Here is a 12,837-nt window from a genome sequence, read left to right on the forward strand (position 1 = left end):
CGTTACCACAAGGTCTCCTTAGTTCTGGTATTAGTCCACAATGTCAGCTTGCAGGATGGCAAACTTGACTCCCGGGAGGTATTTTCCTTTTGTGGCCAAATGAATTCGATCTTGATAGATCACTGCATTGTTGTTTTGGAAGAGCGGAATTTGTGGCACATAATCAGCCAGCATTTTCTCCATTTCGCCTAATGCCTTTAACCGTTCTTCCGGCTTCAACAGCAAATCGCCTGTCGTAGTCCGTTTCTGCAATGCATCGAATGCGTCACTGGCGAAGCGATGGCTACGGTTCGGGAAGTCCTCCCTCCATACCTTCATGCTGCTCCACGGATTGAACGCATTTTGGGTCATGGAGCCAATGCCCAATTCGTATTTTCCTTCTTTGTAAGCGTCATAAGCAGAGCTCGGCGGCATCGCTCTAAGCTTAACGGCAAGCTTATCCTTACCGAACAGGTTTTCGTACATTTCCTGCGTCACTTCTGCTGTGCGTTTCATCGTTTCCTGCGCATCGAAGTATGTGATTTCAACCGTGATTTTCTTGTTGCCGTTCGCCTGATACGCTTTTTCAAAATATTCCTTCGCTCTATCTGGCTCATATCCCATTCCTGGAGCTACTGCTAACTTTGCTTCTTCAGAATCGCGATAGCGCTTGCCCTCTTTGTAATCTCCAACTATGCAAACTGAAGAAATGTAATAAGGTGCCGATTTGAACGTTTTAAAAATACCTTTGGCAATTTTATCGCGATCGATTCCATAGTATAGCGCTTTGCGGAAATCGTTGTTTTTCAAGATCGGGTTGCTGTCCGATTCGGAGTTCACATAGAAGCCCCAAACTCCATCTGCTTCTGTATAGACGACCCGCGGATCCTCGCCGTATTTATCGAATTGTTCGCCGCTAATCGATACGGAGTCAATTTCACCTTTTTCCCACAATTGAACACGGGTCGAGCTTTCCGTTACAACTCGGGTTTCGATGCGGTCAGGCTTATAAATTGCAGCCAATGGCGAATCCGGGTTCTTTTCAAACGTGTGATGCTGATCGCGAACCCATTCGGTCAAGCGATACGTCCCGGAAGAAGGCACCAGTTCTTTCGTAGTCCCATACGTCGTTTCACTGCGATCAGACTTCATGCCGCCCTCGTACAATTTCTCGTGAACGGGGGATGTCGATCCACCGCCCGCAAAGACAGTTAAGATATCGATGTCCGGCATTTCGGATTCCAACGTAATTTCCAGCGTGGCATCGTCTTTGGCCTTAATTCCGACATCTTCCCATTTTGCCTCGCCCTTAAAATATTTGTTAGCGCTTACAACGGGGATGTTGTCAAACAATATGAAAGCATTTCTATTGGCTAGCTTCGGATCGAGCAGCATTTTATAGGAGTATTCATAAGTTTTCGCAGTAATCGGCGTGCCGTCCGTCCACTTCAATCCTTCTTTTAACTTGAATGTCCATACTTTATGATCTGTTGTGGTTGGCAGATCAACCGCATGATTGCCAACAAATTTAATATTGTCCGTTGCTTCGTCATAGATAAGCTCCAATAAATTTCCGTAAATATACTCCATCATATCCGAGTTTGTGGCATTTTCGGATGTATGCTGGTTGAACGTATCCGCACCCATAGTTGCAAGACGCAAGACTTTCGGCTTATCGCTTGCAGTGCCTTTCGAATCGGTCGCAACCTTACCTTCATTCTCCTTGCTCCCCTGATTCTCTTGTCCGGCATTCCCGCTCCCGCCCGAGCAACCCGCGAACGTTAGCATCATCATGATAGCCAAAACAACCAAGAACGGTTTTTTTGGCAGCTTCATACAATCCCCTCCTGATTTCTCATTTTTTCAATTCATTATGTAAAGTATGTGGGTAACAAGGTAGAAAGAACGTTGGGCCGCATGCGCCAATAAAATTGACACCGTGTGAAATAATGGGCCTTTGGATTGGATGAATGCGTTGACATTGTTGTAGGCTTGAAACTAGACAGAGAGCCGATTCATTGAGGAAGATCATTACACGTCGGTAACTGGATATGCATATATACCACGAATCGACAACGATCAAATGCATACTTATGAGGTAAATTATGTAATAGTTTTTTATAAATGCTATCAAACTAAATACCTATAGTCAAGAAATAAATCATAGAATATTCCTTAGAATACTCGAGAAAATGCGGAAATAGGAGGAAATATGATAGATTATGACGAATCTATCATATTCATTACACCAAAATATCTTCTCACTCGTCATCGCCAGAAAGCCTCCAATACAGCTAGACACCGAGCGAGTTCACAAAGAAAGGAGTTTCGCCATGAATCGACTGCTGCTTCTTGTAACCCTCTTATTTACAGTTGGTTATTCCATCTTGAACGGTCACAATTCCCTGCTTATCAACCTGTCCAATTCGTTCTTCATCATTGGTCTTATCTACCTATTAATCGCCTTGCTCACTTACGTGCGGAACATCGGCTTCTTTAAATCATTAAGTTATCACCTCCATCGCAAGAAGAAGGAAAAGGAACAGGCGCTTCATTACGATTCTGGCGACGCATCGCTGGCTGGGCAGCCTCAAAAGAGAATGGCCTTGCATGAATATGCTGACTTGATTCGTTCAAACCAATGGTCCAGTAAAATATTATATCTGTTTTCAATTCCGCTGCTGCTGTGCTCCTGCATACTGGCAATCTTCGCAACATAACAATCCCCGTTCCATAACAGAACGGGGATTAACTCCCCTTCTTTAGTCACTTTGAACGCTCATTTCCATGTGACCACGATATTGGATGGCTGTAAGCTGTTTCCTCCCGGACTTCCGCCACCGCCAAAAGATATGCTCCCCTTCGATGGTATACTGTCATTCCAGCCTGCCGATTCAATAATATAGTGATTGCCATTGCGGCTTACAATTCTGGCATCCCATATCTGGGATATAGAGCCGCTGTAGTCAAATTCCAGGTGCCAATTCGAGATTCCCGCGGAACCATTATTGGTCAATGTCCCCTGAAAATTATACCCACTCCCCCAATCGCTCGTAACAGTAAAAATAAAACTTACATCCGGCTTCGTAGACTTATCTGTCACGACCGTTACCGGTTGACTTGGCTCGGATCGATAGCCCAACGTGTCAACGGCGGTTATCGTAAATGAATAAGAAGTCTCAGGAGTCAGACCTGTAACGGTTACCGATGTCCCCTTCGCTTGAGCAACCGTCCCTCCAGACAGCCATACCTCGTACCTAACCACGCTCGTTTTTCCCGTCGAAGGCAACCAGGATAGGGACACTGTCGTATCCGTCTTGCCGGTTACCACAACTTGAGTTGGAGCACTTGGAGGATCCGTATCTACAGGAGGCTTGTTGGCTGTACGCACAAGCAGCGGAGCACTCGCCTCGGATCGATTGCCTAACGTATCCTTCGCCTTCACCGTAAAACGGTATTCCGTATTGTCCGTTAATCCCGTAATCGTCGCTTCTGTTTTTGATGTGGACAGTGCAAGGTTTCCATCCTTGTATGCTTCATATCCGGAAATCCCCACATTGCTTATTGATGGATTCCACTTGAACGTCACTGAGCTATACGTTGCCTGCACAACCGATAGTCCTTGCGGCACTGTAGGCGGTTCATTGCCAGGGTTAGTGCCGGATATCCCCAAATCCGCTGCCACTTTATCTACAATCTTTTGCCCTGAGCACGTATATTTGGAGCTAGTGCGGCAATCCGAGCTTAAATCCCAGTACATAGCACCGCCAAGCCCCTTGGATTTGATGTAGCTCGTCTTATACCCTATAGATTGGTTATCGTCATAGGACAGGAATACGCCCGTTGCTGCATTGAACAGGTACGGCACTTTCGCGGAATCATTCCAATAGCGCTGATATCCGTTTTTATTTACATAGTTGGCCGCTACATCGCCGTAATCAAACACTCCTGAAGCTCCAGACTCCCAGTTGTCCCATGTGCCGTTAGGACGCACATTGCCATCCCAACCTCCTTTGCAAGCTTGATACAGGCCGTCGTTGTTCGGTCCCGGATCGCATCCTTTCCAACCGACACCGTAAACCGCCAGCCCCATTACGACTTTGCTCAAATCCACCCCTGCGCGTTCATAGACTTGAATCGCTCCGTCAACATAGAATTTGGTTGCCGCTGCCGGGTCACGTGGATCTTCATATAAGCCAGTAGTATGATTCGTCGCTTTTTCCCAACCTCCGTGGAAATCGTACGTCATAATGTTGATGAAGTCGACAAGCTGCATCACCTTATCCATCTCTGCATTATCAATATACCGCTGCGAGGCACCAGTAGCCAAGGTGAGCAAATATTGCTTGCCATCCTGTGCTCCTGCTGCATCAAGCTGCTTGCGCACCTCTGCGAGCAGCTTTGTAAAGTTAAATTTGTCATTTGGACTGTAGCTGTTGCCTTTAATTCCTTCCACGCCTGGATACTCCCAGTCAATATCGATACCGTCAAAGCCGTATTCGCGAATGGCATCGACTGCAGACTTAGCAAAATTGATGCGATACTGTTCATTTGCCGCCACATCCGAGAAGCGATTGGACCAGGTCCACCCGCCTACTGAAAAAAGTGTTTTCAAGTGCGGATTCTTAGACTTTAATTGTTTTAAACGAGCGATATTTCCGCACTTCCCTTTTTGGCAATCTTCATAAGGAAGATTGAGAGCGCCTCCAAAATTTGTATTCACATCTGCCCACGGTTCCCCTAATACAATTGCTCCAGTAGGGACATTCCCCTTTTGCAGCGGAACCCCAGGATCTGTGCATGACCAAGTTTTCTTATTTGGATTATCCGAAGAGGTCGAAGGGTTGCCATGCTTACCATTCCAGCAAATATCAAAAAAAGCATAGTTCAAATGCGTCAACTTTGAAGCATCAATATCCGTAACCTGATAATTCCGGCCATAGATTCCCCATGATGTAAAATAGGCCACCGATTTATAAGACGATGACGCCTTTGTGCCTGGGAGATCAGAAGAAAAGGCTGACACCAATCCGGAGCCTCCTCCCGGCCAGAATAAGGCACTCATCATAACAAGCAGTACGACAAATAAAAGAAAAATCCGCATCGCATGTTTTCTTATGCCGATCGGCGACTTCGTTTTGTACATTCTTTCATCCCTTTCACTTTGAGATTCACAGCAAGCTGATTGCTGATGGAAAAATTAAGGACAAATACCTTGCCTCACCTCCTCAAGAGCAAAATAGAACGGAGAATCTAAAAGATAAACGATTAAACGGTTCATTTTATGTAAAAATAAGGATGCTAAGAACTAAAGGCTAACTCTTCAGAAAAATGGGGATCCATAAGTAGGTTGTTTACTGCCTGTGAGGCGTTTTTAAATATGAAAAGGGTCGAGTCAGGGGCTGATTACAATCCACCTAGAACTCGACCTTTTTCCTTGCGTTATTTGCAAACTTATGTACTTGTCAGGCAACGCTACTTCATAAAACCGTATTTAAGCGGATTTAATGAATGAAAGACTTAATCTAATCAGGGAGCCGTGATCAGAAACGATCCTTGCGTTCACTTGCTCCCCGACATAACGAAAAGACGAATTCTCTTCCTGTAAAGATGGACTGTTATAGTTGCCCCTTAACAATATCGGTATCGGTTATGCCAGATCACGTGTATGCTTAGACAGTTTCAGGAAATAGTCCAATGTCTTCTGTACACGCTGAATCACCTGTTCTTGTACAGGCTGTCCCTCTTCAGTGAACTGTCTAGCATCTCCGCCGATAGAAATCCATTCTGGGCAGTTAATACCGTGTACATTTCGAATAATCGTCTGCAGGTGCGTTAAAGAATTGACGCCAACCGCACCGCCGGCAGAGCTCATCGACAAGACAACCTTATTGTTGAAATAATCAAAGCTCAAATAGTCGATTGCATTTTTCAGTACGCCAGACAAGCTGCCATGATATTCTGGCGTAGCCAGAACGACAGCATCAGCTTCTCGAACGGACTCTCTCAGCAGCTTCACATTCTCATGCTCCTCTGCATCATCCGGGCAATAGAGAGGAAGCGGAAGCTCATATAAGTCAATGACTTTCGCCTCATGTCCTCTTTCTTGTAAACTTGCCGCTACATAACGGACAAGCTGCGCACTTGTCGCTTCCTTGCGATTGCTGCCTGCTATACATACGATACGCATGATCGCACTCCCCTTCTATCATAATTCGGCTGCCAAGCATCTATGAATCTCGAGCGGGGATGATATAACCGCTGCCATTGACGCAGCGCTTCTTCTCAAGCAAGGTCAATTCTTCCCATTTCAGCCCAGGAAGCTCCCGCTCGAAATGTGCTTCCGCATACAGAAACGCTTGCTCCTCTGTATCCGCCGTGAGCACATATACGAACGTCCCTTGCATCGATGACGCTTCCAACCGATATATGTACATTTTTCCATCCCCTTCCCTATCGCACATCATACAAAAAACCGGAATAAGGCGTCAAGATCTGTACAATCTTCGAACGCGATCTTAATCCAAACCCGAGTCGATAAATGACATGCCAAAAAGCCCGGCCGACCGCATGATGCGGGCAAGCCGGGCTTATCCAAATCTGCTTGAACAAGCAGCGTCTTATTGAGACAGACGCGTAGCCAATTCGTACAGCTCCATGTTGAATTCCTTTTTCGTGTTCACAACAAGATCGATATCGGTTGCCACCAGCTCGCCTTTGATCATACCACAAGCCTTGCCGGATTCCCCTTCCATCAGCTTGCGAACCGCAAAGTCGCCAAGACGGCTTGCGAGGATACGGTCGAATGCAGTTGGCGCGCCACCGCGTTGGATATGACCAAGAACCGTAACGCGCGGCTCAACAGTAGGGCAACGTTCGATGATGGCATTCGCTACATCTTCTCCGCGTCCAACGCCTTCCGCTACGATAACGATACTGTGACGCTTGCCGCATTCGAAGTTTTCTCTCATGCGGGCTGCAACTTCATCAATGTTATGATCAACTTCAGGAACAAGAATCGATTCCGCACCGCTTGCAAGACCTGCATACAGCGCGATATCTCCACAATGGCGGCCCATCACTTCTACAACAGAAGAACGTTCGTGGGAGCTCATCGTATCGCGAAGCTTGTTAACCGCGTCAACTACGATGCTGACAGCTGTGTCGAAGCCGATTGTATGATCGGTAAAGGAAATATCGTTATCAATTGTTCCTGGCAGACCCATGGTCTTGATGCCAAGCTTGCTCAATTTGTTCGCACCTTGATAAGAACCGTCGCCACCGATCACGATCAAGCCATCGATGCCATGCTTGCGCAAAATGTCCGCACCCTTTTGCTGGCCTTCTGGCGTTCTGAACTCTTGACAGCGAGCGGATTGCAAAATCGTACCGCCACGTTGAATGATATCACCAACACTGCGGATGTCCATCGGACGAATATCTTCATTCAAAAGCCCTTGATATCCGCGTTGAATTCCGTAAACCTCAATTCCATTAAATATAGCTGCACGCACTACTGATCGGATTGCAGCGTTCATACCTTGAGAGTCCCCGCCGCTAGTCAATACGGCAATCTTTTTTACAGCAGTCATGATTTGTTTCCTCCCTCATTATCCTCAATACATATGTTTGCGTATCCAGAGGCTGTTCATCCAGAAAAATAACCGCATAAGCGGACTATTTCGCATGAGACGCTTGGATACTTGTTGAACCGCGGCCTGTTCCCTTACTTTCGGATCTGATAAATATAGAGCTAGCAGCCCTTCTATAATCATACGATGAAATCGTCCATCCGGCAGCGAGCTAACTCGTTCCGTTGCAAGGTCTGCAAAGTGGCCAATCCGGTTCACGACCAAGCTCTGATCGTCGTAATAATTGCAGAAATTCAAGTCTCCGCCGCTACGATCTTCTTCCTGGTCAATTAAATAATCTAACATAATATGCAGCCCACATACATAAGGAAAATATGCCTCTAGAATGCGGTCTGCCTCAGCATGCGTCAGTCTCTCGTCTGCCGCAGCCAAAAACAACTGGAACACACCTAGCGTAGAGCCGGTCGCCGCAGCGAATTCATTCCAGCCCAGCTCCGAAAAAGCCGATTCATGCAAACTCCACCAATCCAGCAGTGCCTGCTCCCGAGAATCCGGGTGAATATGCTTGTACACTTGCAGGTCTGTATACAGTCCGACAAGACGAACAATATGCGACTGCACAACCTTATATGCCGGCAGTGAAGCGATACACTCCCTGCACGTCAATACTAGATCACGCAAATAGCCCCCGTCCTCTCGATCGTCACGGAGCGCATAGTAATCTTTCAGAGGTTCGTCCGGTTGGACCGCATCCAGCATGGCCTGATGAAGCAGGCGAAAATCATCCGCATCCATCGAGGTGCTTCGGTCGCACAGGTTATCCAAGTAGTCACTGATCGTTTGAAAAGCAACAATGAGCGGGATCAATATATGGCGCACATCTAACCTAGCCGCAGCGTACACCGCACCGCCCTCGCAATGAAACTGCTTGCTAGCGATGCTCGCGAGCGCCTGCTTGCGCAGCTCCTCGTTCGGAATACGCTCAGCCCGCGCCTGCCAATTTGCCAATGATTGACGAACCTCCGGCAATATGTACTTATACACGCGGTACATGAGTCCGAGCGGCTCTTTCGGAGCTCGCGTACGGCGTTGCCTCACCTGATTCAAGAAAATCCTCCGTCCTCTGTGTAGGTCAACTTCTACGGGATGTTACTGACACTTATTGCGTACTCATTTTAACCACACCTATTATATTACGAAGTGACTAATTGCACAAACGATTGCATGCGATAATCACTAGTGGTGATTTTTGGCATCTACGTCCTGATGAACCCGGTACCATAAATTCAGATCGATAATCTGGGAAGCCAGTTCTGCGATCTCGCTATTCAGCCGGCAGGAAGCCTCAAATTTCTCCTCCTCGTTCAGCGCATTCTGCTTCCTAATAATCGTACGTTCCAGTTCTTTAATACGGTCGGGAATCCTACCTCGAGTGTGTTCCCACTTTTCCATAATAAGCACTTGATCGTCCCAGCTCAGTCCGTCCCATGAATCTTCTACTATAGGCACCTCTATACCCAGCCGTTCATCGAATTCGAACCAATCATTCATAATGCTGCCACACCTCCGGTAAATAGGATGCATCATTAATGCTGTTAATGTACCATGCCGCTTAAGAGGATGTAAATGACGAAACCGTCCCATTCCAGAAGAAGCATGCTATACTAGGGATTATGCCATTTATACTTGCTCAGTTGACAACTCCGCTATACATACATTCATCTACTTCATGGAGGGAACACACATGGCGCATCCGGCACCCCGGAACACAGAAGCGCATTGGCTGCGCGCCTTTACATTTATGATTTTCATGACCTCTTCGGTCGTTGTTTCGTATTTGCCGCTTTATTACAAATCACTGCACTTCACAAGTGTGCAAATCGGACTTCTTTATTCCATTGGCCCGCTCATTTCGATTGTATCCAATCTGTTTTGGGGTGTAATGAGCGACAAGCTTGGCACGTTAAAAAAGGTACTCATCACACTGCTAATTGCCCAAATTATTCTGTCCGTGACGCTTGCTCAAGCTTCATCGTACGGAGTCGTCGCACTGCTTCTCGTTTGTTTTTATTTCTTTTACTTTCCGATCTATCCGTTGAACGACAGTTTCTCGATCATGACCGCCCAATCGCAAGGCAAAAGCTTCATCGGCATTCGTGTATTCGGCTCTATCGGATTTGCGGTATCTGCGCTTCTATTCGGCTTTGTCCTGCGCTCAATAGGAGCCTCATATAGCATTTGGATCATTGTTCTATTAGGCGTGCTGTCACTAGGACTTGCCTTCCCGCTCACAGATAAGCGAGCTTCTATGAAAAAGATGGAGCTATCCGGTCTATGGGTTGTTCTGCGGCAGCGGGAAGTGCTGTTGTTCTTCTTGTTCGTATTGCTGCTTGCGATTGGACATCGGCTGAATGAAGCCTTCCTTGGACTATCATTGTCCCAAATTGGGGCAGATGAATCATTGGTTGGCTGGGCCTGGATGCTCTCTGCGCTGAGTGAAATCCCGATCTTCTTCCTATTGAATGCCTATGGGGAGAAATTCAGGGAGCTTCCGCTATTAGCTTTCTCTGGATTAACCTATACCATTCGACTTTTGCTTATAGCCGTGCTGCAAGATCCCGCATGGATCGTATCCACTCAGCTTTTGCACAGCGTTTCGTTCGGTATTTTTTATTTCGTTGCAGTTCGATATATAAGCCGCGTCATCCCAGATGAATATCGTTCTACCGGGCTTGCGCTGTACACAATCGTGTGGTCAAGTATTGCCGGACTTATTAGCGGTACTTTTGGCGGGATCTTAATGCAGTCCTTCGGCAAGGATGTGCTCTATGACGTTGCGGCTGGCTTTTCCTTCGTTGCCTGTCTCGGCTTTCTGACCATGGCCGTAATCGCTCGCCAGAATGAAACTGGTTCAAGACGGACTTTACGCAAAGGAAGCTAATTGCTTTTTTTGAAGTGTACCGTATAATAGTAGTAGGTCCTAATACAAGGTCTTAAAGGAATCATACTACTCGTTCGGTGGAGGGTCACCAATATGACAACTACGTATGAGACGATAAAGGAAGTCATTCATGGGCGCCGCAGTGTTCGACGCTACGATGAGCGTCCCGTGTCTGTAGACGACATTAAGGAGCTTATTGATTGTGCTCGCTATGCTCCAAGCGATACGAACTCGCAAACGTGGGAATTTATTGCGATTGTAAATCGTTCCATCATTCAGCAAATTGAACAGCTTACTTGGGATGCGCTGCATGCCAGGGCACAAACTGCAGAGGAGCAAGGATTGAACAAGGAAGCGAGAATGCTCCTCAAATCCTTCGGGCCTTATGCAACAGCCTTTTCTGACGCACCAGCACTCATTGTATGCTTAGCAACACCTTATACCTCGAAATTCCGTGAGCGCATCTTCGATCCGATTCAACTGGTGCCAAATACAGTGTGGGAAGAAGAAGGAATTAAGAGCAGCTGCTTGGCCATTCAAAATCTAATGCTAGCCGCACATGCGCAAGGATTGGCTAGTTGTCCGATGACCGGCCCTGTTCTATTGGCAGCTGATGCAATCAAGTCTTTACTGGAAATTCCTGAAGATCGTCAGGTGAACATGGTGCTTGCCTTAGGCTATCCGCACGAAACGCCAGCCAAGCTGCCGCGCAAGCCTGTCGAGGACATCCTGCGAATCGTCGACTAAAAAAGCACGATAATGTACGAATGTACGTTTATCAGATCTAACCAAGCAAGCCCCTTGCACTTCTCCATCGAATGAGAAGCATAAGGGGCTTTTCCTTTTACTATGCGTCAATCGTTGTATAGCATGTGATGGGCAAGCTCGACTTCATCAATTGAAGGACGCAGTATATAGTTCTCAGTTGATTCTTCATTTGCATTGCAAGGAACCGTCATGATCATGACCTCATTCCGCTTAGGTGCACCTGTCTCCATGTGGGGTATTACCTGCGAACAGGATGACACTCCGCGGGAACGGATTTGTCTTCCTGCATATCCTTGCGCATCCAGAAGGAAATCAGCACAGAGTCTCTGTCACCATACAGCTCGCTCGACTCGTACGATATGGAGTATTGACCTGACTTACTAAAAAAGCAGCCATGCTCATATTGGAGCATGGCTGCTTGGCATTGCTAGTGCACTATTTATAAATGACAGCCCTTAACGGGACAACTCATTATAATTTAATGACATTAGCTGCTTGCGCACCGCGATTGCCTTCAGTGATATCGAACTCTACTTCTTGGCCTTCGTCAAGTGTTTTGAAACCGTCGCCTTGGATTGCGGAAAAGTGAACGAATACATCTTCGCCGTTTTCCACTTGGATAAATCCATAGCCTTTTTCTGCGTTAAACCATTTTACAGTACCTTTCAAGGTCAAAACCTCCTCACTTCTTCGCCCTTACAGGCGAATAGTAACATTATACTTAAGCAAAAAGTCAAACGCAACTTTTCCCACAAAAAAAGATTTCTTAAGATCTTGCAAATAAAGTCGTCTATATTGCGGTTTTTGGGGAAATCAGATTTGATTTCATCTAGTTGCTAAGGTATCATGATCGGTAAGACGAACTGCTTGGCAATACCGTATACAACTTAGATTGACGGTGCCCTGCACCAAGAAACGAGGTAGCTTTGAAATGATGAAAAAACACATTATTTATAAAAAGGATAACTGGAATATGCTGACGGTTGAAGTACAGGGCCGTTATATCGTATTGCGTGAAATATCCGAACAATGGGGAGAGGAATGTCATAACTTCCTAAGCCGTCCGGCGTTGATGCACTGGGCGGAACAACGCTTCCCTAAAGAGGAATTCGTGGGCAAGGAAGAGGAATGGAACGAGCTGATGCTCAGATTTAAGCAAGTGTAAAGGCAGGATGCATATGAATTTTTCATCAACGAACCTTATTTTCATTTTGCTCGCATTCTCATTAGGAGTCATACTGATTTGGAAGAGGGATACGCTGCCTGATAAGCTGCAAAGGCCTTTGGCGATTACTGCATTGTGCATGATCGTTTTTGCCTTCTTCCTGATCGTATATTCCTTCTTAGCGCTCGGAACTTAGTCTGCGACTTGTTTTCAGAACAAACGTAGCCGATCGCAGCAGATAGTTTGGCGCTGCTCTGGTCATACTACCCTACAGATTTATTGGCAGCTCTCCCAATAGGAGAGCCACTATGAGTGCCTACGGAGGGGTAATATGGCCACAACACGCCAATTGGTGATCGGACTGGTTACAACCGCCATCACGGCGACCAGCC

The 12,837-nt window shown here is 46.6% G+C and carries 13 protein-coding genes; 5 read left to right on the plus strand and 8 right to left on the minus strand.

All coding sequences use genetic code 11. From position 1 onward, the window contains the following. Positions 1–30: 30 nt before the first annotated feature. On the minus strand, positions 31–1,815 hold the full coding sequence (locus NO352_RS14915; RefSeq protein ID WP_005546072.1) for a peptide ABC transporter substrate-binding protein: 1,785 nt from the start codon (positions 1,813–1,815) through the stop codon (positions 31–33). 497 nt (positions 1,816–2,312) lie between these two features. Here NO352_RS14915 and NO352_RS14920 point away from each other — a divergent pair, with 497 nt between their 5' ends. After that, complete coding sequence (locus NO352_RS14920; RefSeq protein ID WP_289356014.1) at positions 2,313–2,699, plus strand: DUF3899 domain-containing protein; 387 nt, start codon at positions 2,313–2,315, stop codon at positions 2,697–2,699. Between the two features lie 59 nt (positions 2,700–2,758). Here NO352_RS14920 and NO352_RS14925 read toward each other — a convergent pair whose 3' ends face one another. The 6 genes from NO352_RS14925 to NO352_RS14950 all read right to left on the minus strand — a co-directional run bounded on the left by NO352_RS14925 (position 2,759) and on the right by NO352_RS14950 (position 9,122). Beyond that, a complete protein-coding gene (locus NO352_RS14925) occupies positions 2,759–5,125 on the minus strand; it encodes a glycosyl hydrolase family 18 protein (protein WP_289356015.1) in 2,367 nt (788 codons plus the stop codon). Between the two features lie 504 nt (positions 5,126–5,629). Beyond that, positions 5,630–6,169, minus strand: coding sequence for an NADPH-dependent FMN reductase (locus tag NO352_RS14930; RefSeq protein WP_005546067.1), 540 nt, complete (start codon positions 6,167–6,169; stop codon positions 5,630–5,632). A gap of 40 nt (positions 6,170–6,209) precedes the next feature. Beyond that, positions 6,210–6,416 (minus strand): DUF3906 family protein, encoded by a 207-nt coding sequence (locus tag NO352_RS14935; protein WP_289356016.1) that lies wholly within the window; start codon positions 6,414–6,416, stop codon positions 6,210–6,212. 183 nt (positions 6,417–6,599) lie between these two features. Further along, complete coding sequence (gene pfkA, locus NO352_RS14940) at positions 6,600–7,571, minus strand: 6-phosphofructokinase (RefSeq protein ID WP_163977954.1); 972 nt, start codon at positions 7,569–7,571, stop codon at positions 6,600–6,602. A gap of 24 nt (positions 7,572–7,595) precedes the next feature. Continuing rightward, a complete protein-coding gene (locus NO352_RS14945; protein ID WP_268622328.1) occupies positions 7,596–8,678 on the minus strand; it encodes a tetraprenyl-beta-curcumene synthase family protein in 1,083 nt (360 codons plus the stop codon). A gap of 129 nt (positions 8,679–8,807) precedes the next feature. After that, positions 8,808–9,122, minus strand: a complete 315-nt coding sequence (locus tag NO352_RS14950; protein ID WP_289356018.1) for a hypothetical protein — start codon at positions 9,120–9,122, stop codon at positions 8,808–8,810. A gap of 193 nt (positions 9,123–9,315) precedes the next feature. Between NO352_RS14950 and NO352_RS14955 the strand changes: the two genes are divergently transcribed. Together NO352_RS14955 and NO352_RS14960 are read left to right on the plus strand one after the other, a co-directional pair. Further along, entirely contained in the window at positions 9,316–10,512 is a 1,197-nt protein-coding gene (locus tag NO352_RS14955; protein WP_005546057.1) for an MFS transporter, read from the plus strand. 93 nt (positions 10,513–10,605) lie between these two features. Continuing rightward, positions 10,606–11,259: a nitroreductase family protein gene (locus NO352_RS14960; protein WP_005546055.1), complete on the plus strand. Its 654-nt coding sequence runs from the start codon at positions 10,606–10,608 to the stop codon at positions 11,257–11,259. A 492-nt stretch (positions 11,260–11,751) separates the two neighbouring features. Here NO352_RS14960 and NO352_RS14965 read toward each other — a convergent pair whose 3' ends face one another. Continuing rightward, positions 11,752–11,949, minus strand: a complete 198-nt coding sequence (locus tag NO352_RS14965; protein WP_005546053.1) for a cold shock domain-containing protein — start codon at positions 11,947–11,949, stop codon at positions 11,752–11,754. Between the two features lie 262 nt (positions 11,950–12,211). On the opposite strand from NO352_RS14965, the gene NO352_RS14970 reads away from it, so the two are divergent. Both NO352_RS14970 and NO352_RS14975 read left to right on the plus strand, forming a co-directional pair. Beyond that, a complete protein-coding gene (locus tag NO352_RS14970) occupies positions 12,212–12,445 on the plus strand; it encodes a hypothetical protein (RefSeq protein ID WP_005546051.1) in 234 nt (77 codons plus the stop codon). A 13-nt stretch (positions 12,446–12,458) separates the two neighbouring features. Then, on the plus strand, positions 12,459–12,641 hold the full coding sequence (locus NO352_RS14975) for a hypothetical protein (RefSeq protein ID WP_040735799.1): 183 nt from the start codon (positions 12,459–12,461) through the stop codon (positions 12,639–12,641). Positions 12,642–12,837 lie beyond the last annotated feature (196 nt).

Source organism: Paenibacillus sp. S-12, from assembly GCF_030363895.1.
GTDB classification, from domain to species: domain Bacteria; phylum Bacillota; class Bacilli; order Paenibacillales; family Paenibacillaceae; genus Paenibacillus_B; species Paenibacillus_B alvei.